15 protein-coding genes are annotated in these 19102 nt (G+C 73.7%); 9 read left to right on the forward strand and 6 right to left on the reverse strand.

Annotation, left to right across the window (positions count from 1 at the left end):
* Positions 1-31: 31 nt before the first annotated feature.
* On the forward strand, positions 32-1618 hold the full coding sequence (locus tag AC5L34_RS28565; protein ID WP_441178080.1) for a fibronectin type III domain-containing protein: 1587 nt from the start codon (positions 32-34) through the stop codon (positions 1616-1618).
* A 108-nt stretch (positions 1619-1726) separates the two neighbouring features.
* On the opposite strand, the gene AC5L34_RS28570 is transcribed toward AC5L34_RS28565, so the two are convergent.
* Positions 1727-3181, reverse strand: a complete 1455-nt coding sequence (locus AC5L34_RS28570; protein ID WP_441178095.1) for a sensor histidine kinase — start codon at positions 3179-3181, stop codon at positions 1727-1729.
* 53 nt (positions 3182-3234) lie between these two features.
* Positions 3235-3891 carry a response regulator transcription factor gene (locus AC5L34_RS28575; RefSeq protein ID WP_089001271.1) on the reverse strand — a complete coding sequence of 219 codons (657 nt, stop codon included), beginning with the start codon at positions 3889-3891 and terminating at the stop codon, positions 3235-3237.
* A gap of 96 nt (positions 3892-3987) precedes the next feature.
* On the opposite strand from AC5L34_RS28575, the gene AC5L34_RS28580 reads away from it, so the two are divergent.
* Entirely contained in the window at positions 3988-5100 is a 1113-nt protein-coding gene (locus AC5L34_RS28580) for a LolA family protein (protein WP_441178079.1), read from the forward strand.
* 172 nt (positions 5101-5272) lie between these two features.
* Positions 5273-7579: a HelD family protein gene (locus AC5L34_RS28585; protein WP_441178078.1), complete on the forward strand. Its 2307-nt coding sequence runs from the start codon at positions 5273-5275 to the stop codon at positions 7577-7579.
* 51 nt (positions 7580-7630) lie between these two features.
* Here the strand turns inward: AC5L34_RS28585 and AC5L34_RS28590 are convergent, their stop codons facing one another.
* The gene (locus AC5L34_RS28590) at positions 7631-8038 is read right to left on the reverse strand and encodes a hypothetical protein (RefSeq protein ID WP_441178077.1); all 408 of its coding nucleotides are present in this window, start codon (positions 8036-8038) and stop codon (positions 7631-7633) included.
* A gap of 346 nt (positions 8039-8384) precedes the next feature.
* Here AC5L34_RS28590 and AC5L34_RS28595 point away from each other — a divergent pair, with 346 nt between their 5' ends.
* A complete protein-coding gene (locus AC5L34_RS28595; protein ID WP_441178076.1) occupies positions 8385-8774 on the forward strand; it encodes a hypothetical protein in 390 nt (129 codons plus the stop codon).
* 81 nt (positions 8775-8855) lie between these two features.
* Here AC5L34_RS28595 and AC5L34_RS28600 read toward each other — a convergent pair whose 3' ends face one another.
* Complete coding sequence (locus AC5L34_RS28600) at positions 8856-9815, reverse strand: sporulation protein (RefSeq protein WP_350823810.1); 960 nt, start codon at positions 9813-9815, stop codon at positions 8856-8858.
* Positions 9816-10128: 313 nt separating this feature from the next.
* Between AC5L34_RS28600 and AC5L34_RS28605 the strand changes: the two genes are divergently transcribed.
* Positions 10129-10470 carry a hypothetical protein gene (locus tag AC5L34_RS28605; RefSeq protein WP_441178075.1) on the forward strand — a complete coding sequence of 114 codons (342 nt, stop codon included), beginning with the start codon at positions 10129-10131 and terminating at the stop codon, positions 10468-10470.
* Between the two features lie 91 nt (positions 10471-10561).
* Here the strand turns inward: AC5L34_RS28605 and AC5L34_RS28610 are convergent, their stop codons facing one another.
* The gene (locus AC5L34_RS28610; protein WP_441178074.1) at positions 10562-11338 is read right to left on the reverse strand and encodes a DeoR/GlpR family DNA-binding transcription regulator; all 777 of its coding nucleotides are present in this window, start codon (positions 11336-11338) and stop codon (positions 10562-10564) included.
* 22 nt (positions 11339-11360) lie between these two features.
* A complete protein-coding gene (locus AC5L34_RS28615; RefSeq protein WP_441178073.1) occupies positions 11361-13367 on the reverse strand; it encodes a beta-galactosidase in 2007 nt (668 codons plus the stop codon).
* A gap of 273 nt (positions 13368-13640) precedes the next feature.
* Here AC5L34_RS28615 and AC5L34_RS28620 point away from each other — a divergent pair, with 273 nt between their 5' ends.
* From AC5L34_RS28620 to AC5L34_RS28635, 4 genes are read left to right on the forward strand one after another with little or no spacing between them, the layout of a single operon-like run.
* Positions 13641-14966, forward strand: coding sequence for an ABC transporter substrate-binding protein (locus AC5L34_RS28620; RefSeq protein ID WP_441178072.1), 1326 nt, complete (start codon positions 13641-13643; stop codon positions 14964-14966).
* 21 nt (positions 14967-14987) lie between these two features.
* On the forward strand, positions 14988-15944 hold the full coding sequence (locus AC5L34_RS28625; protein ID WP_441178071.1) for a carbohydrate ABC transporter permease: 957 nt from the start codon (positions 14988-14990) through the stop codon (positions 15942-15944).
* Entirely contained in the window at positions 15941-16852 is a 912-nt protein-coding gene (locus AC5L34_RS28630) for a carbohydrate ABC transporter permease (RefSeq protein ID WP_441178070.1), read from the forward strand. The genes AC5L34_RS28625 and AC5L34_RS28630 overlap by 4 nt, the downstream gene beginning before the upstream one ends.
* Positions 16849-18987 (forward strand): alpha-galactosidase, encoded by a 2139-nt coding sequence (locus AC5L34_RS28635; RefSeq protein WP_441178069.1) that lies wholly within the window; start codon positions 16849-16851, stop codon positions 18985-18987. Before AC5L34_RS28630 ends, AC5L34_RS28635 begins: the two co-directional genes overlap by 4 nt.
* Positions 18988-19102 lie beyond the last annotated feature (115 nt).

The following is a 19102-nucleotide window of genomic DNA, read 5'->3' on the forward strand; positions in this document are numbered from 1 at the left end:
ACTTACCGTCGTCGGATGAGCACGATGGGGCGTGCCTTCCGGCTTCGGTGATCTGACTGACCAGGCGCACCACCTGGTGTCCTCCGGCGACCTCGCCGGCGCCCAGCGGCTGCTCGCCGACGCGCTGACCGACGCCGACCCGCGTCCGGCCAACGCCACGCCCGAGCTGGCCGAGGCCGCCAGCCTCCAGGCCCGCGTACTGGTCGCCCTCGGCGAGCCGCACTCGGCCCGGGGCTGGGCCGCGTTCGCGTACGCGGCCACGACCCGGTTGCACGGGCGCGCCGACCAGCGCACGGTGGCCGCCGCGGCCACCCTCGCGGCGGTGCTGCACCGGGTCGGCAGCTGGTCGCGCGCCGCCCGGCTCTACCAGGAAGTGATCATCGAGCTGACCGCGCTCGACGGGCCGGAGTCGCTGCGGGTGCTCGCCGCCCACGCCGACCTGGCCACGGTGGAATACGCGCGCGGCCAGTGCCAGGTGGCCCGCGACCGCTTGCAGGACGCCTGGGAGCTGCACCGCGAGGTCTACGGCGACGGGCACCCCAGCGGCATCAAGATGCTGGCGCGGCTCGGGGCGATGCAGCGCGACTGCGGGCAGTTCGCCGAGGCGCACGACAACCTCGCGCTGGCCAGGGAGCTGTGCCGCCAGCACCTGCCGGCGGACGATCCGCTGGCGGCGCAGGTGGCGGGGCTGGCCCGGGCGGCGGCCAACCCGGACCACGTCTGCGCCGACACCGCACCCGTCGGCCGCGACGGCCCGATCGTGCCGTCCGCGCGTACCCCGCCCCCGGGCGACGGACCGGCGACGGCGCAGCACCCCTCGCAGCAGGGCTACCGCCCGGCGGAGCCGGACCCGTACGCCGCAGCGGCACACACCGACCCCTACGCCGCGCCGCCGCACCCGGTGCCGACGCCCCGGCAGCCGACGGAGGATCCGCCGCCCGGCTGGTGGCCCCCCGACGCCGACGACGGCCCGGCCGACAGCGCCGTGCCGCCGGCGGTCGTACCCCTGGCCGGTGGCGCTGCCACCGAGGAGGCCGACGGGGTGCACCGGGTCCACCGGCCCGACGCGCCCGAGGAGCCCTACCAGCCGTCGCGGCTGCTGCCGGTGCCGGTGCACCGCGCGCCGGCGCGGCGCGGCAACCTGCTGCTGCCGCTCGCCGTCGGTGGCGTCGCGGTGGTGCTGCTGGGCACGGTCGCGGTGATCACCGGGGTGGCCGCAATGGACGGTGCCCCCGACCCGGCGCCCCCTGCCGCGACCGGCGCGCCGGCCTCCACGCCGGCGGGCGGGTCGACCGGCACGGGCGCCCCGCCCGCCGCCGGCCCGACGAGCGGGGCCGCGGCCTCCCCCGGCAGCCCGCCGGGCGCGGTCACGCTGCGGGACAACCGCGACAACGTGGCGCTGCGCTGGACCTACCCGGCCGGCGGAGAGGGTCCGGTGGTCATCTCGGGCGGCCGGGCCGGCCAGGCGCAGACGGCCTTCGCCAACCTGCCCGCCGGCACCACCACCTTCGTCGTCTACGGCCTGAACCGCAGCACCGACTACTGCTTCACGGTCGCGGTCGTGTGGTCGACGGACACGATCGCCCGCGCGCAGCAGGTCTGCACCCGTCGCGGCTGACGGCCCGGTCCCGGCTGACGGTCCGCCGCCGGTCCCGGGCGCGGCGACGCCGATCGCAGGCGTGCCGGATGGTCCGGAATTGGGCCCCGCCCGGCGTGGCGTCCTTCGTCAGGGTTTCTCCGGGTCGGGCAGGGTCGGCAGCAGCAGCCGTACCCGCAGCCCCGGCCCGCCGGCCCGCCCGGGGTGGGCGTCGGTGAGCTCGATGCCGCCGCCGGCCCGGCGGACCAGCTCGCGCACGATGGCCAGGCCGAGGCCGGCGCCGCCGTCGTCGCGGGCGCGGGCGTCGTCGAGCCGGGTGAACCGGCCGAAGACCCGCTCCCGGTCCCCGGCCGGGATCCCCGGCCCGTCGTCGGTCACCGTCACCAGGTGGTACGCCCCGACGCCGCTGCCGCCCGCTCCCCCGCCGCCTGCCGCTCCCCGGCCGGCCCGCCCGCCGGCGGCCTGGCCCCTGCCGGACGTCCCACCGTCGCCGCCCGCCCCGTCGGCGCCCGGGCCGGCGGCCAGCACCACCTCGCCGTGGGCGTGCCGGACGGCGTTGTCGACCAGGTTGGTCAGGATGCGACGCAGCTCGTCGGGATCGCCCTCGGTCCACAGCGGCGCCGCCGGGGCGTCGAGGCGCACCGGCGGCGACGGGTACCGGGCGGCCACCGCCGCCAGCAGGGCCCCCAGCTCGACCGGCCCCGTGGCCCGCGCCGGCGGCCGCTCGTCGAGCCGGGCCAGCAGCAGCAGGTCGTCGACGAGCCGACCGAGCCGCTCCGTGTCGGCGAGCAGGTTCGCCGACACCGCCGTCCAGTCCGTCCGGTCGGCCAGCCGCCGGGCGACCTCCAGCTCGGTACGGATGTTCGCCAGCGGGCTGCGCAACTCGTGCGCGGCGTCCGCGACGAACGCCCGTTGCCGGTCCCGGGCGGACTCCAGCCGGCCCAGCATCCCGTTGAGCGTCACCGCGAGCCGGTGGATCTCGTCCCGCGACGCCGGTACGGGCAGCCGCCCGCCCCCGTCCCGCCCGGTGATCTCCTCGGCCCCCCGGCGCAGCGCCTCCACCGGGCGCAGGGTCGCGCCGACCACCCGCCAGGCCACGGCGGCGAGCACCACGACCAGCAGCGGGAAGCTCACCAGCAGGATGGTCCGTACGACGTGCGCGCTGTGCCGCACGTCCGCCAGCGACCGGGCCACCAGGACGGTACGCGGGTCGGCGGCGGTGCCCGCCGGTACGGCCACCACCCGCACCGGCCCGGTCAGGCCGACCCGCTCCCCCGACACCGTCAGCCGCTGCCGCACGCCGGCGTCGAGGCTCCCCGGCGACACCATCGGCACCAGCCGGTCGGCGTCGATGGAGGCCGCCCGCACCCGGCCCGCGGCGTCGATCACCTGCACCCGGACCTGCCCGCCGGCCACCGGCAGCGGATCGGGCAGTACCTCCTCGGCGGCGAGCAGCGCGACCGCGTCGGCGGTACGGAACGCCTCGGTGTCGACGGCACGTTGCAGGGCCCAGCCCAGCACGGCGAGCAGGACGAGCCCGCCGACGGCGAGTCCCCCCGACACACCGAGTACGCCGACCGCCATCAGCCGCCCGCGCAGCCCGGGCCCGGCGCGCAGCCGCCCGCGCGTCCCCCGCGTCACGGGGCGAGCCGGTAACCGGCGCCCCGGACCGTCTCCAGGCGCTCCCGGCCGATCTTGCGCCGCAGGTACCCGACGTAGACCTCGACCGCGTTCGGCGCCGTCTCGACGCTGGCGTCCCAGACGTGGTCCAGCAGCTCGGTCTTGGAGACCACCTCGCCGGGGCGGCGCATGAGGTAGTCGAGCAGCGCGAACTCGCGGCTGGTCAGCGCGACCTCGGCGTCGGCGCGGGTCACCCGTCGCCGCGCCGGGTCCAGCCGGAGGTCGCCGACCGCGAGCACCGTCGGGCGTTCGGGGGCGCCCCGGCGCAACAGGGCCCGCAGCCGGGCCAGCAGCACCACGTACGAGAAGGGCTTGGTGAGGTAGTCGTCGGCCCCGCAGTCCAGCCCGTCGGCCTGGTCGTACTCGCCATCCTTGGCCGAGAGCATGAGCACCGGCAGCCAGTGCTCCTCGGCGCGCAGCCGGCGTACCAGCTCGTAGCCGGAGAGGCCGGGCAGCATCACGTCGAGGACCATCGCGTCGTACCCGCCGTGGCGTGCCGCGTCGAGCCCCTCCGGGCCGGTCGCCGCCACGTCCACCGCGAACCCCTCGGCCTGCAACCCCCGTTGCAGGGCGGACGCCAACCGCGACTCGTCCTCCACCACCAGCAACCGCACGCCTCCAAGGGTGCCACCCGGGCGCCCGGGGTCGTACGGCCGTCCTCAGCGCCCTCACAGCGTCGAGGAGGCAGGATGTCCGGCAGGAGGTGTCACATGTCCGTCCTGAAGAGCCGTCCCGTCCTACGCTGGCTGGTCCCGGTGACCGCCGTCGCGACCGTCATCGGCGGCGGCGCCGCGCTCGGCACGTTCGCCGCCCAGGCCGAGCCGAGCCTGCCGCCGCGCACCGCCGCCCAACTCCTGGTCGACCTTCAGACCTCCCGGCTGGAGGGGCTCTCCGGCACGGTCGTGCAGCGCGCCGACCTGGGCCTGCCGCCGCTGGCCGGCCTGGTCGGCGGCGACGGCCTGACCGGCCTGCTGACCGGCACGCACACCCTGCGGGTCTGGCACTCCGGGCCCGACCGGCAGCGCGTCGCCCTGGTGGACACGCTCGGCGAGCACGACATCGTGCGCAACGGCCGGGACGTGTGGGCCTGGAACAGCCGGTCCAACACCGCCACCCACCGCACGCTGCCCGAGGGCACCACCGGGGCCCAGACGCCGGAGTTGCCGGTCACCCCCGGGGAGGCGGCCGACCGTGCCCTCACGGCGATCGGCCCGAGCACCGAGGTGAGCGTCGGCCGCTCCGCCACGGTCGCCGGCCGCGACGCGTACGAGCTGGTGCTCGCCCCGCGCGACGCCGCCTCGCTGGTGCACCAGGTGCGCATCGCCATCGACGCGCGGCAGCACGTGCCGCTGCGCTTCGAGGTCTTCGCCGACGGCAGCGACAAGCCGGCCTTCGAGATGGCCTTCACCCAGGTGTCGTATGCCCGGCCCGACGCCGACCAGTTCACCTTCAACCCGCCGCCCGGCGTGAAGGTGACCGAGGAGACCGCCGGCAGGCAGCCCGCCGACGCCCCCGGGAAGCGGCGCGCGGACGGCGAGCGGCCGGACGTGCGTACGGTCGGCGAGAGCTGGGCCACCGTGGTGGTCGCGCGGCTCGACGGTGCCGGCGCGCCCGCGGACCGACCCGCCGCCCCCGGCCGCGCCGGGAACGGACCGGCCGGCGACCCGGCGGCGTTGCTCGGCGCGCTGCCGAAGGTCAGCGGCGACTGGGGCAGCGGCCGGCTGCTGACCGGGAAGCTGTTCAGCGTGCTGCTCACCGACGACGGCCGGCTCATCGCCGGCGCGGTGACGCCGGAGCGGCTCTACGAGGTGGCGAAGGGCTGAGAATCGGCAGTCCGGGGGCCCGCCACGCGGCGGGCCCCCGCTGTCTGTGCGGGACGAGTCGCGGTGTGGCCCGGCGCGCTTGGTCGAGGCGACCGGCGCACGGTATCTTTCTCAGTTCAGGCAACAAAAAAGAACGGCTGATAATAGCCGTTCCGAGAGAGATGCTACTCGAATGGGAGACGGCTTGTCAAGGCATTCCGCCGATTCCGCCGAATTGCAGCCCGATGACGAAATCGGCCGCGAACAGGAATACGTCTCGATGCTCTATCGCCGGCTGGACGAGCTGCGTGAGCAGGCCTCCCGCCGGCTGACCGACGAGCTGCGGGCGACCGGCGGCACCCTCCAGGCCCGCTCCCAGCGCGACAGCGCGGTGCGGATGTACGCCGACCAGGTCGAGCAGTTCTCCTCGGTGGAGAGCGGCCTCTGCTTCGGCCGGCTCGACACCGACGACGGCGGCCCCCACTACATCGGCCGCATCGGGATCTTCGACACCGGCGGCGACTACGACCCGCTGCTGATGGACTGGCGCGCCCCGGCCGCCCGCGCCTTCTATCTCGCCACCGCGGCCAACCCTCAGGGCGTACGCCGCCGCCGGCACCTGCGTACCCGGGAACGCAAGGTGACCGCGCTCAACGACGAGGTGCTGGACCTGGACACCGCCTCCCCCACCGCGCACGAGGAGCTGACCGGCGAGGCGTCGCTGCTCGCCGCGCTCAACGCCGGCCGCACCGGCCGGATGCGCGACATCGTCGAGACCATCCAGGCCGAGCAGGACCGGATCATCCGCGCCGACCTGCCGGGCGTACTGGTCGTGCAGGGTGGCCCCGGCACCGGCAAGACCGCCGTCGCGCTGCACCGCGCGGCGTACCTGCTCTACACCCACCGCGAGCAGCTCTCCACCCGGGGCGTGCTCCTGGTCGGCCCGAACGCCACGTTCCTGCGCTACATCTCCCAGGTGCTGCCGGCGCTGGCCGAGACGGGCGTGCTCCTGCGGACCCAGGGCGACCTCTTCCCGGGGGTCAGCGCCCGCCGCGCCGAGCCCGCCGCGACCGCCGCGCTCAAGGGCAGCGCGGTGATGGTCGGGGTGCTGGCCGCCGCCGTCCGGGACCGGCAGTGGGTGCCCGACGAGCCGCTGGAGATCGAGCTGCCGCAGCAGGAGGTGCTGCGGCTCGACCCGGAGACCGTGCGCGCCGCCCGGGACCGGGCCCGCCGGTCCGACCGGCCGCACAACCTGGCCCGGGCGCTCTTCGACGTCGAGATCGTCCATGCCCTCGCGGCCCAGGTCGCCGAGCGGATCGGCGCGGACCCGCTGGGCGGGGAGAACCTGCTCGACGAGGCCGACGTGGCGGAGATCCGCCGCGAGCTGCGCGAGGAGCCCGAGGTGCGCGCCGTGCTGGACCAGCTCTGGCCGGTGCTCACCCCGCAGCGCCTGCTCGCCGACCTGTACGCCTCCACCGAGCGGATCGCCGTCGCCGCGCCCATGCTCAGCGACGCCGAACGGGCCGCGCTGCACCGCGAGCCGGGCGGCTGGACGCCGGCCGACGTGCCGCTGCTGGACGAGGCGGCCGAGTTGCTCGGCGAGGACGAGCGGGCCGCCGCCGCCCGCCGGGAACGGATCCGGACCCTGCAACGGGAGTACGCCGAAGGCGTACTGGAGATCGCCCGGGGCTCCCGCTCCATCGACGTCGAGGACGAGGCCGACGGCGGTGAGATCCTCGGCGTCACCGACCTGCTCGACGCCGACCGGCTGCTCGAACGGCAGGAGGAGGCGGACCGGCTGACCACCGCCCAGCGGGCCGCGGCCGACCGGCGCTGGGCGTTCGGGCACGTGATCGTCGACGAGGCGCAGGAGCTGTCGCCGATGGCCTGGCGACTGCTGATGCGCCGCTGCCCGAGCCGCTCGATGACCATCGTCGGCGACGTGGCGCAGACCGGCGCGCTGGCCGGCACCCCGTCCTGGGCCGACGCGCTGGAGCCGTACGTGGCGCAGCGCTGGCGGCTGGAGGAGCTGACCGTCAGCTACCGCACCCCGGCCGAGATCATGGCGGTCGCCGCCGAGGTGCTCGCAGAGATCGATCCGGCGCTGCGCCCGCCCCGCTCCGTACGCTCCAGCGGGGTGCCGCCGTGGGACCGCGCGGTGCCGGCGGAGCGCCTGACGGCGGAGCTGGTGGCCGCCGCCACCCGGGAGGCGGCCGGCCTGGACGACGGCCGGCTCGGGGTCATCGTGCCGGCCGGGCGGGTCGACGAGTTGGGCGGCGCGCTCACCGCCGCCCTGCCCGAGGCCGCCGTCGGCGAGGACCCGGCGTTGGAGAGCCGCGTGGTGGTGCTCACCGTCGGTCAGGCCAAGGGGCTCGAGTTCGACTCGGTCCTCCTGGTCGACCCCGACCGCGTCGTGGCGGAGTCGCCCCGGGGTCGCAGCGACCTCTACGTCGCTCTCACCCGCGCCACCCAACGCCTCGGCATCGTCCGCCCCACCTGAACCACCGACCCCGCCCTCCCGGTTGGCGCTGCGGTAGGTGGGGTCGGCGGGTCAGTCCGGGGTGAAGTCGCCGACCTGGCTGGCGGGGCCGGACTGGTCGCTGGTGGATCCGCCGGCCGGGGTGCTCAGACCGCCGGTGGTGGCGTCGCCCGTGGTGGTCGGCGCCACCTTGCCCGGGTGCCGCTCCGGCTGCCGCGCCAACCGGCGGACGGACGCCGGTCCGGCGGTGCCGCCGGTCGTGGTGACGGCGCCCTGTCCCCGGGTGGGGCCGCCGTCGCGCAGCACCTCCGGATCGACCGGAACGTGGGCCGGATCGTCCGGGTCCTCGTCCTGGATCACCCGCTGCACGTCGGTAGGAGGCACGGTCACCTCGTCGAGAGCGCCCTCGCCGTACACGCCACCGGCGATCCGTTCCTCGGCACGCCGGGCGGCGTCCTGCCGCATGTCGTCCTCACGCATGTCCATCACCTCGCACGAGTCGTAGTCCCGAGACGCGTGCCCATCACCCCCACCACCAAACCCCCGCCCATGCCTGGCGGGGGGCGGGGACGGGGCCGATCAGGCAGTCGTGGTGCCCGCCAGCGGCCCATCAGGGCGTTTTGCACCCCACCACAACTGCATGATCGCTGCCGGAGCACGGGGCGTGGGGCGGGGAGGATTCCGGCTGGCGGTGGGTGTTACTGCCCCCGTCGGGTCGGGTAGACGGCGGGTGCCCCCGCCATGAACGCGAACCGTGCCGTGGCCGACACGCGGTAGCGGGGCGAGGGAACGCAGGTACGACTCATCGCATCCTGAGGAGGACAAGATGAGCACGCAGGCTGCTTCCACCAGGCCGATGAACCGGCCGACGCAGGACATGCCCAACCGGGCGATGCAGGACAGGGCCATCCAGGAGACGCCCACCCGTCCGATGCCGATGATGCACGACGGGCACCGGGAGGCCATGCAGGCGCCCGGCACGGAGACCAAGCCGTCGCTGCGGACGACCGAGTTCTGGGTCTACATCGCGGCCGTGATCGGCGTGCTGGCCGCCTCGCAGCTGGTCGGCCGGAACACGGCCGGGGTGGACATCTTCCGGGCCGACAACGCCTGGTTCATGATCACACTGCTGACCATCGGGTACCTGGGTAGCCGTGGTCTGGCCAAGGCCGGCAGCAACTGGCGCAGCGGCGAGGAGCGCAAGGCCCGGCACTGACCGGGCACCGCGTAGCCGCGCACCACGGCACCGCAGTGGCCCCCGGGACTGTCGTCCCGGGGGCCACCGTCGTGTGTGGTCCTACTCCTCGAAGCCGCCGAAGTCCTCGCCGTCGCCCTCGAAGGCATCGCCGATCATGTCACCCACGATCATGCCGCCGACGGCTCCCACCGCGGCGCCGGCGACGACGCCGCCCATGCCGACCCCCCGGCCGTGACCGTGCCCGTGGCCGTGCCCGCCGAAGCCGTGCGCGCCGCGCAGGCTGCCGTAGCGGGACGTCGTCTCCCGCAGCCAGCCGTCGACCACCTGGACCCAGTCCGTCCCGTCGGCGTCGGTGTGCGCGACCCGGTAGTGACCGAACGCGTCGTGCCCCGGGGTGAGGAACCCGCCGCGCTTGTCGCACTCGAGGATGACCTCGACACCGTGCGGGCTGGTCACGAAGGTCAGCTCGACCTCGTTGATGGTGCTCGCGTACTGGGGCGAGGCGAAGAACTCGATCTCCTGGTAGAACGGCAGCGTCTGCTGCGTGCCCCGGATGTGGCCGCGTTCCAGGTCGGCGTGCTTGAACCGGAAGCCGAGCCGCTGGAACGCCTCCAGGATCCGCTCGTGCACCGGCAGCGGGTGCACGTTGACCTGGTCCAGGTCGCCCTTGTCCACCGCCCGGGCGATGGCCAGCTCGGTACGCAGCCCCATCGTCATGCCGCGCAGCCGCTGACCGTAGACGTCGGTGATCGGGGTCTCCCACGGCATCGGGAGCTGGAACGGGATGGCGAGCTGCTGCTTCGCGGCGAGCTGGAGCGGGCCGCTGACCGGCAGCCGGTGGAACTCCATGACCCCGGCGTACTCCGTGTCGTGGCCCTCGATCTCGACCCGGGTGACCAGGCCGACGACGACCTGCTCGATGTTGGCCGGCGCGTCGCCGCCGAGCAGGTTCACCTGCCCCTCGAGGGTCAGGCCGGGCCGGGTGTTCGGGTTGGTCAGGACGGTGTCGACGCTCGGCCCGCCCACGCCGAACGCGCTCAACATCTTCTTGAAGACCATCGGAACTCCCGTGCAAAGACACCGCGCTCCACCTTGGAGCCGGTCGCTGACTTCCCGGGACCCTATCCGTGGGCGCTGTGAAGTGCCTGTGAAGGCGCGCCGTCCGACGGAAGCACCGCAGGTGGAACCGTCGCGGAGTGGACGTCGCGGCGTCGACGGCCGCGTGACCGGCGGCACGAGCGAGCAGGTGATCAAGCGGCGCCGTCGTCCCGCGCGAGCCACTGACGGACGGCTGAGAGGTCGGTTTCGGTGAGGCCGACGTACGGGTCGAGCAACGGCTCTGGTGGTGGTGCCGGGGTGCCATGATCGGTTCATGTCGCTGTGGGAGGCCACCTCGCGCGTCGGCGGACCCCTGATCGTCGTCGTCGGCGCCGCAGTCACCGTGTCCGTCGCGTTCTCCGCCCCGCCGGGCACGTTCTCCCGGCCACGCGGCTGGCAGTGGGCGTGGGTGGGGCTGTGGCTCATGGCGGCCGGTGATGCGGCGTTCGGCAACGACAGATCGTGGTTCGAACGTGCCTGGAAGGGCGCCACCGCGCTGCTCGTTGCCGTGGCCGTCACAGTCGCGGTGTGGCGCCACCACCGGTGGCGGAAGCGCGTCCGGCCCGCGGACGGTGTGTCCGCGCCGGCCGAGCGGACGCCGGGGTCCACGAGCTGAGGGTCACGCCCTCGTTCGACGGGGAGGCACCGGTCAGCCTGCGGCGACGTCGGAACCGCCGGGATCAACCGCCACGGCGCGGGCGAAGGTCTCAGCCGCCCTCGACGACGACCAGTTCGCCGACCTGCTCGGCGAGCTGAGCGCGCGCCTCCGGGGGCAGGCCCGCGTCGGTGACGAGCACGTCGGCCTCGGACAGCGGGGCGATGGTGGCCATCCCGACGGTCTCCCACTTGGTGTGGTCGGCCAGCACCACCAGGCGCCGCGACGCCTCGATCAGGCACCGGTTCGTCCCGGCCTCCAGCAGGTTCGGCGTGGTGAACCCCGTACGCGGGCTCATGCCGTGCACGCCGAGGAAGAGCACGTCGACGTTGAGGGAGCCGATCGCCGCCTCGGCCACCGGGCCGGTGAGGGCGTCCGACGGGGTACGGATGCCGCCGGTCAGCACGACCGTCCGGTCGGCGCGGGGGTTCTGGTGCAGGGCGTCGGCGACGGGGATCGAGTTGGTCACCACGGTCAGGCCGCGTACGTCGGCAAGCAGGGTGGCCAGCGCTGCGGTCGTGGTGCCGGCGGAGAGCGCGACGGCCATGCCGGGCTCGACGAGGGCGGCGGCCCGCCCGGCGATGGCCCGCTTCTCGGCCTGCTGGCGGACCGACTTCGCGGCGAAGCCGGGCTCCTCGGCGGAGCCGGGGCCGGGCAGGGTCGCGCCGCCGTGGACCTTGTCGACCAGCCCCAGCTCGGCCAGCACCTCCAGGTCGCGCCGGATCGTCATGTCGGAGACGCCGAACCGGCTGACGAGGTGGCTGACCCGCACGCCGCCGTGCTGCCGGATCAGTTCGAGGATCGCGGTCTGCCGTTGTCGGGCCAGCATCCGGACGTCCTCCTTCGCGCCGTCACCGGGCCGCGCCTGCGGCCGGTTCCTCGCGGACCACGGCCACCTCGCCGGCCGGCACGACCAGGTGGTCGGCGCAGGCCGCCCCGGTCAGCAGCTCCACGCCGGTCGCGTCGAGCCGGGCGTCGGCGTCGGTGTGGTTGATGACGAAGAGCCAGCTGCGCTCGCCGGCACGCCGCCGGACCACCTCCACCTCGGCGGGGGCCTGCGCCGCCGGGCGTACGCCCGCCTCGGCCACCAGCCGGGCGACCAGCCGGTCGGTCGCCGCCGCGTCCAGCCGGGTGCCGACGTACCAGGCCGCGCCCGCGCCCACGGCATGCCGGGTCAACGCCGGCACGCCCGGCAGGGGCCCGTCGGCGTACGCGGCGAGCACCTGCGCGCCCTCGGGGTGCAGCCACTCCGTCCACACGTCGGCGCCGGAGCCGTCGTCGAGGGTGACCCGCTCCCCCGCCCGCAGCGGGAAGAACTCCTCGACGCGTACGCCCAGCAGTTCCCGGAACGCCCCCGGGTAGCCGCCGAGGCGGATGTGGTCGTGCTCGTCGACGATGCCGCTGAAGTACGTCACCAGGGCGGTGCCGCCCGCCTCGACGTACGCGCGCAGCGCGGCGGCGTGCGCGTCTAGTACCAGGTAGAGGGTCGGAACGAGCACCAGCCGGTAGCGGGCGAGGTCGGCCGACGGGTGCACGACGTCGGCGGTGACCCCGGCCCGCCACAGCGCGTCGTGCAGCGCGCTGAGGCGGTCGACGTACGCGACGTCGACGCTGGGGTGCGAGTCCAGCTCGGCGCCCCACCACGCCTCGTAGTCGAACAGGATCGCCACCTCGGCCTCGACCCGGCTGCCGCGTACCTCGGCGAGGGCCCGCAGGTCCGCGCCGAGGCGGCACACCTCGCGGAACACCTTGGTCTCCGGGCCGGCGTGCGGGACCAGGGCGGAGTGGAACTTCTCCGCCCCGGCACGGGAGGCCCGCCACTGGAAGAAGAGCACGCCGTCCGCGCCCCGCGCGACGTGCGCCAGGCTGTTGCGGCGCAGTTGCCCGGGGGCCTTCGCGACGTTGCGCGGCTGCCAGTTCACGGCGCTGGTCGAGTGCTCCATCAGCAGCCACGGCGCGCCGCCGGCCACGCCCCGGGTGTGGTCGGCCGCGAGGGCGAGGTCGACGTGGGCGCGCGGGTCGGCGGCGGTGAGGTAGTGGTCGTTGGCGACCAGGTCCACGTCGGACGCCCACGAGTGGTAGTCGAGGTGCTTGATGCCGGTGCCGACCATGAAGTTCGTGGTGACCGGCTGGCGCACCAGCCGATCGAGCACCTCGCGTTCGGCGCGCAGCTGGGCGCGCTGCTCGTCGGAGGAGAAGCGCAGGAAGTCCAGCTGCTGGGTGGGATTGGCGAAGGTCGGCGCGGTGCGCGGCGGGTTGATCTCGGCCCAGTCGCCGTAGCGCTGACTCCAGAAGGCGGTGCCCCAGGCGTCGTTGAGCCCGTCCAGGTCGCCGTGGCGCTCGCGCAGCCAGCGGCGGAACGCCTCGGCGCTGACGTCGCAGTAGCAGTGCACGTTGTGGCAGCCCAGCTCGTTGGAGACGTGCCACATGACGACGGCGGGGTGCTCGGCGTACCGGGTGGCGAGGGCCTCGACCAGGGCCAGCGACCGCTCGCGGAACACCGGCGAGCTGGGGCAGTACGCCTGCCGTCCGCCGGGCCAGAGGATCGCGCCGTCGGCGCGCCGGGGCAGCGTCTCGGGGTGCCGGTGGGCCAGCCACGGCGGTGGGCTCGCGGTGGCGGTGGCGAGGTCGACGGAGATCCCGCCGTCGTGCAGCACGTCGAGCACGCGGTCGAGCCAGCCGAACTCGTACGCGCCGGGGGCGGGTTCCAGCAGCGCCCAGGAGAAGATACCCACCGACACCAGGTTGACCCCGGCGCGGCGCATCAGCTCGACGTCCTCGGCCCAGGTCGACTCGGGCCACTGCTCGGGGTTGTAGTCGGCGCCGAACCACATGTCGTCGCCCTGCCATCGCCGCATGAACGCAGAGCGTGCCCGGCGAAGCCGGCCAAGTCAACACGTTCCAACATCGATCATCTTTACAACGTTTACCTCCCAATGCCCTTGTCGCGGCCGGATTGGCGGGCGTCAGCCGCCCTCTTGACAGCGCCCGGAGGACGAGTAGCTTGAGGCGCCACTGGCAATTCGTGTTCGCCAATGTGGATTCGCGATGGATCCGGATGTGTGATCACGGTTGCCGGGGCACCGCCACCGACGGCCCTCGGGCACTCCTCTTCATCCGCAGGAGGCACCATGTCCCGTCCCCGCACCCGAGCCGAATACCTCGCGCGGCTCGTACCCCCCTCCGTGGCCGGCCTCAACCGTCGTTCGCTGCTGGCCGGCGCCGCCGGCAGCACCGCGCTGCTCGGCACGGGCCTGCTCGCCGGCTGCGGTTCCGACTCCGGCGGATCCGACGCCAAGACGGTGTCGCTGGGCTCCAACCAGTCCGACCCGAAACCCAAGGAGGTGGTCGCGAAGGTCGTGGACGGGTTCCAGACCTCGTCCGGCCTCCAGGTCGCGGTCAACACCGTCGACCACAACACGTTCCAGGAGAACATCAACAACTACCTCCAGGGCAAGCCGGACGACGTGTTCATGTGGTTCGCCGGCTACCGCATGCGGTTCTTCGCCGCCCGGGGCCTCGCCGGGGATCTCAGCGACGTCTGGGGCAAGCTCTCCGGGATGTCCGACGCGTTCCGCAAGGCGTCGACCGGGGACGACGGCAAGCAGTACTTCGTGCCGTCGTCGTACTACCCGTGGGCCGTCTTCTATCGCAAGTCGGTCTGGCAGCAGAACGGCTACCAGGTGCCGAAGACCCTCGACGACCTGACCGCGCTCGCCGGGGAGATGAAGAAGGACGGCCTCACCCCGATCGCCTTCGCCGACAAGGACGGCTGGCCGGCGATGGGCACCTTCGACATCCTCAACCTGCGGATCAACGGCTACCAGTTCCACATCGACCTGATGGCCGGCAAGGAGTCCTGGACCTCCGACAAGGTGAAGAAGGTCTTCGACACCTGGCGCGGCCTGCTGCCCCTGCACCAGCCGGACAGCCTCGGCCGGACCTGGCAGGAGGCCGCCCAGTCGTTGCAGCAGAAGAAGAGCGGCATGTACCTGCTCGGCCTCTTCGTCGGCCAGCAGTTCGACGGCGACGACCTGGCCGACCTCGACTTCTTCACCTTCCCCGAGATCGACCCGGCGATCGGCGCCAAGGCCCTGGACGCGCCCATCGACGGCTACATGATGGCCCGCAAGCCGAAGCAGGAGGCCAACGCCAGGAAGCTGCTGGAGTACGTCGGCTCGAAGGCCGCCGCGGACATCACCGTCAAGAACGACCCGAGCACGCTGGTCGCCAACAGCGAGGCCGACACCAGCGGCTACAGCGCCCTGCAGAAGAAGGCCGCCGAGCTGGTCGGCTCGGCCACCGAGATCGCCCAGTTCCTGGACCGCGACACCCGCCCGGACTTCGCCTCCACGGTGATCATCCCGGCGCTCCAGCAGTTCATCAAGGACCCGAAGGACATCGACGGGCTGACGTCCAGCATCGAGAACCAGAAAAAGTCGATCTTCACCGACTGACGGCGAGAGGGTGAGGGCACCGTGTCCGACCTGCCCCTGATCCAAGCGGATCGCGCCGCGCCGCCGGCGGCGGCCACCACCCCCACGGGTGGCCGCCGCCGGCGCGTACGGCTGCTGTCCCGCACCGACCGCGTGGTCGTCGCGCTCATGGTGGCCGTACCGCTGCTGCTCGTCGTCGGCCTGGTCTGGCTGCCGGCGGGCGCCACCGTGCTGCTCTCCGGCACCGACTGGGACGGCATCGGCCCGGTCTCCGACATCGAGTGGGTCGGCGGTCGCAACTACGCCGACGTGGTCCAGAACTACCCGCCGTTCGTGCCGGCCGTGCAGAACAACCTGCTCTGGCTGGCGGCGCTGTTCGCGGTGGCCACCCCGTTCGGCATGTTCCTGGCCGTCCTGCTGGACAAGGAGCTGCACGGCACCCGGTTCTACCAGACCGCGCTCTACCTGCCGGTGGTGCTCTCCCTGGCGCTGATCGGCTTCGTCTGGCAGCTGCTCTACTCCCGCGACCAGGGCCTGCTCAACGCCGTCCTCGGCACGAACGTCGACTGGTACGGCGACCCCGACGTCAACATCTGGGCCGTGCTGGTGGCCGCCGGCTGGCGGCACGTCGGCTACATCATGCTGCTCTACCTGGCCGGGCTCAAGGGCGTCGACCCGTCGCTGCGGGAGGCCGCCGCCGTGGACGGCGCGTCGGAGGGCCGGACCTTCTTCAAGGTGATCTTCCCGGTCCTGCGGCCCATCAACATCATCGTGCTGGTGGTGACGGTGATCGAGTCGCTGCGCGCGTTCGACCTGGTCTGGGTCATCAACAAGGGCCGCAACGGCCTGGAACTGCTCTCGGCGCTGGTCACCCAGAACGTCGTGGGCGAGGCGAGCCGGATCGGCTTCGGCTCCGCGCTGGCGACGATCATGCTGGTCGTCTCGCTGCTCTTCATCACCGTCTACCTGGCGACCGTGCTGCGGGAGGGACGCCGATGAGCACCGCTACCGTGTCCCGGCAAGCCGGCACCGCCCCCGCACCCCGGCGGCGCCCGCCGCCGCGCCCGGCCCGGATCGTGCTGCACGTCTTCCTCGCCGCGGTGGCGATCGGCTGGCTCTTCCCGATCCTCTGGGCCGTGCTGACCTCGCTGCGCTCCTACGAGTACACGGCCACCAACGGCTACGTCTCGCTCGGCGGGTGGACCCTCGACAACTACGTCACCGCCTGGCGGACCGCCGAGTTCGGCAAGCACTTCCTCAACTCCGTCTACATCACCGTGCCGGCGGTGCTGCTGACCCTCTTCCTCGCCTCCTGCGTGGCGTTCGTCATCGCCCGGTTCAGCTGGAAGACCAACATCGTCCTGCTCGGCCTGTTCACCGCCGCGAACCTGCTGCCCCAGCAGGCCCTGCTCATCCCGCTGTTCCGGCTCTTCACCCAGGTGCCGCTGCCGGCGTTCATGAGCGACTCGGAGGTGCTCTACGACAGCTACTGGGGGCTGATCCTGGTCAACGTCGCCTTCCAGTGCGGATTCTGCGTCTTCGTGCTCAGCAACTACATGAAGGCCCTGCCGCACGACCTGTACGAGGCGGCGATGATCGACGGGGCGAGCGTCTGGCGCCAGTACTGGCAGGTCACCATGCCGCTGTGCCGGCCGGCCCTCGCCGCGCTGGCCACCCTGGAGGTGACCTGGATCTACAACGAGTTCTTCTGGGCCACCGTGCTCATGCGTACCGGCGACAAGTTCCCGGTGACCAGCTCGCTGAACAACCTGCGCGGCGAGTTCTTCACCGACAACAACCTCGTCTCGGCCGGCTCGGTGCTGGTCGCGATCCCGACCCTGGTGGTGTTCTTCCTGTTGCAGAGGCAGTTCGTCCGGGGCCTGACCCTGGGAGCGTCGAAAGGATGAGTGTCGTCCACCTGCGCCGTGCCCGGACCAGCGTGGTGCTCGACGCGCGCGGCCCGGGGCTGCCCCGCCTCGCGCACTGGGGCGCAGACCTCGGCCCGGTCCCGGCCGACGACCTGCCCGCCCTGCTCGCCGCGACCGTCGCGCCGGTCGTACCGAGCAGCTTCGACGCGCCGACGGTGCTGTCCCTGCTGCCGGAGGCGTCCGCCGGCTGGGGCGGCCGCCCGGCGCTGGGCGGGCACCGCGAGCGCCGGGACTGGTCCACCGCCTTCCGGCTCGACGACGTCGACGTGGCCGACGACGGCAGCGGTCCCGCCCGGGTCACCGTACGGGCGGCCGACGCCGCCGCCGGGCTGTCGCTGACCGTCGAGCTGACGCTCGACGCGACCGGGCTGGTGCTGCTGCGGCACCGGCTGCGCAACACCGGCGACCACCCGTACGAGCTGCGGGAGCTGACGCCGGTCCTGCCGGTGCCGGCGGTCGCCACCGAACTGCTCGACCTGACCGGCCGGTGGTGCCGGGAACGGTCCCCGCAGCGGCACCCCTGGCCGATGGGCACCTGGGTACGCGAGGGCCGGCACGGCCGCACCGGGCACGACGCGACCCTGCTGCTGGTGGCCGGCACGGCGGGGTTCGGCTTCGGCCACGGCGAGGTGTGGGCCGTGCACACCGCGTGGAGCGGCGACCACGTCACCTTCGCCGAGCGGCGGCCGACGGGCGAGTCGGTCCTCGGTGGCGGCGAGCTGCTCGCCCCCGGCGAGGTGGTGCTCGACCCCGGCGGGGAGTACGCCACTCCCCTGCTGTACGCCGCCTTCTCCGCCACCGGGCTCGACGGGATCAGCGACGTCCTGCACACCCACCTGCGCGCCCGCCCGCAGCACCCGGCCACGCCCCGCCCGGTCACCCTCAACGTCTGGGAGGCCGTCTACTTCGACCACGACCTGGAGCGGCTGCGCGCGCTGGCCGACCACGCCGCCGAGGTCGGAGTGGAACGCTTCGTGCTCGACGACGGGTGGTTCCGGGGGCGTCGCCACGACCGCGCCGGTCTCGGCGACTGGTACGTCGACGAGACCGTGTGGCCCGACGGCCTGCACCCGCTCGTCGACCACGTACGCGGGCGCGGGATGCAGTTCGGTCTCTGGGTCGAACCGGAGATGGTCAACCCGGACTCCGAGCTGTTCCGCGCCCACCCCGAGTGGGTGCTGTCGACGCCCGGCCGGCTGCCGCCGACGTGGCGGCACCAGCAGGTGCTCGACCTGGCCCACCCGCCCGCGTACGCCCACCTGCTGGAGCGGCTCGACGCGCTGCTCACCGCGTACCCCGGCATCGACTACCTCAAGTGGGACCACAACCGGGACCTGACCGAGGCCGGCCACCAGGGCCGCCCGGGGGTGCACGGACAGACCCTCGCGGCCTACCGGCTCCTCGACGAGCTGCGCCGCCGCCACCCGCGGGTGGAGATCGAGAGCTGCGCGTCCGGCGGCGCGCGGGTGGACCTGGAGATCCTGCGGCGCACCGACCGGGTCTGGGCCAGCGACTGCAACGACGCCCTGGAACGGCTGGCCATCCAGCGTTGGACGGGTCTGCTGCTCCCGCCCGAGCTGGTCGGCAGCCACATCGGGCCGGAGCGCTCGCACACCACCCACCGCGTGCACGACCTGGGTTTCCGCGCCGCGACCGCGCTCTTCGGCCATTACGGCATCGAGTGGGACATCGGCACGATCGACGCGGGTCGGCGCCGCGAACTGGCCGCCTGGGTCGCGCTGCACAAGCGGCTGCGCCCGCTGCTGCACGCCGGCCGGGTGGTCCGGGTCGACCACCCCGACCCGGCCGTCTGGGCGCACGGCGTGGTCGCCCACGACGGCGCCCACGCGGTGTACGCCGTGGCCCGGCTGGCCACCTCGGTGGCCCAGACGCCCGGGCCGGTCCGGCTTCCCGGCCTCGACCCCCGCCGCCGGTACGCGGTGCGGCCCGTCGCCGGCGTGCCGGAACCCGCGACCCTCGAACTGACCGGGCCGGGTTGGCTGGCCGACGGCGGCGTGACGCTCGGCGGCGCGGTGCTGGCGACCGTCGGGCTCCAGATGCCCGCGCTGCATCCCGAGCAGACCGTGCTGCTGGAGGTCACCGCCGTCGACTGAACGAGGTGGGGCGGTTCTTCCCGAAGAGCCGGGCTGGCCACCTCCCGACCGGGCGCTGACCCGACACGACACGGTGTATCCCTGCCGTACGTCCCGGAGGTTGCGGGTCAGCATG

The organism is Micromonospora sp. ZG13, assembly GCF_059359355.1.

What these genes read in the sequence shown, in the direction of transcription:
- AC5L34_RS28595 (WP_441178076.1), top strand. Translation starts at nt 8,385, where the DNA reads ATGAGCACGCAGGCTGCTTCCACCAGGCCGATGAACCGGCCGACGCAG.
- AC5L34_RS28590 (WP_441178077.1), bottom strand. Translation starts at nt 8,038, where the DNA reads ATGCGTGAGGACGACATGCGGCAGGACGCCGCCCGGCGTGCCGAGGAA.
- AC5L34_RS28610 (WP_441178074.1), bottom strand. Translation starts at nt 11,338, where the DNA reads ATGCTGGCCCGACAACGGCAGACCGCGATCCTCGAACTGATCCGGCAG.
- AC5L34_RS28600 (WP_350823810.1), bottom strand. Translation starts at nt 9,815, where the DNA reads ATGGTCTTCAAGAAGATGTTGAGCGCGTTCGGCGTGGGCGGGCCGAGC.
- AC5L34_RS28635 (WP_441178069.1), top strand. Translation starts at nt 16,849, where the DNA reads ATGAGTGTCGTCCACCTGCGCCGTGCCCGGACCAGCGTGGTGCTCGAC.
- AC5L34_RS28580 (WP_441178079.1), top strand. Translation starts at nt 3,988, where the DNA reads ATGTCCGTCCTGAAGAGCCGTCCCGTCCTACGCTGGCTGGTCCCGGTG.
- AC5L34_RS28615 (WP_441178073.1), bottom strand. Translation starts at nt 13,367, where the DNA reads ATGCGGCGATGGCAGGGCGACGACATGTGGTTCGGCGCCGACTACAAC.
- AC5L34_RS28630 (WP_441178070.1), top strand. Translation starts at nt 15,941, where the DNA reads ATGAGCACCGCTACCGTGTCCCGGCAAGCCGGCACCGCCCCCGCACCC.
- AC5L34_RS28570 (WP_441178095.1), bottom strand. Translation starts at nt 3,181, where the DNA reads ATGGCGGTCGGCGTACTCGGTGTGTCGGGGGGACTCGCCGTCGGCGGG.
- AC5L34_RS28585 (WP_441178078.1), top strand. Translation starts at nt 5,273, where the DNA reads ATGGGAGACGGCTTGTCAAGGCATTCCGCCGATTCCGCCGAATTGCAG.
- AC5L34_RS28605 (WP_441178075.1), top strand. Translation starts at nt 10,129, where the DNA reads ATGTCGCTGTGGGAGGCCACCTCGCGCGTCGGCGGACCCCTGATCGTC.
- AC5L34_RS28620 (WP_441178072.1), top strand. Translation starts at nt 13,641, where the DNA reads ATGTCCCGTCCCCGCACCCGAGCCGAATACCTCGCGCGGCTCGTACCC.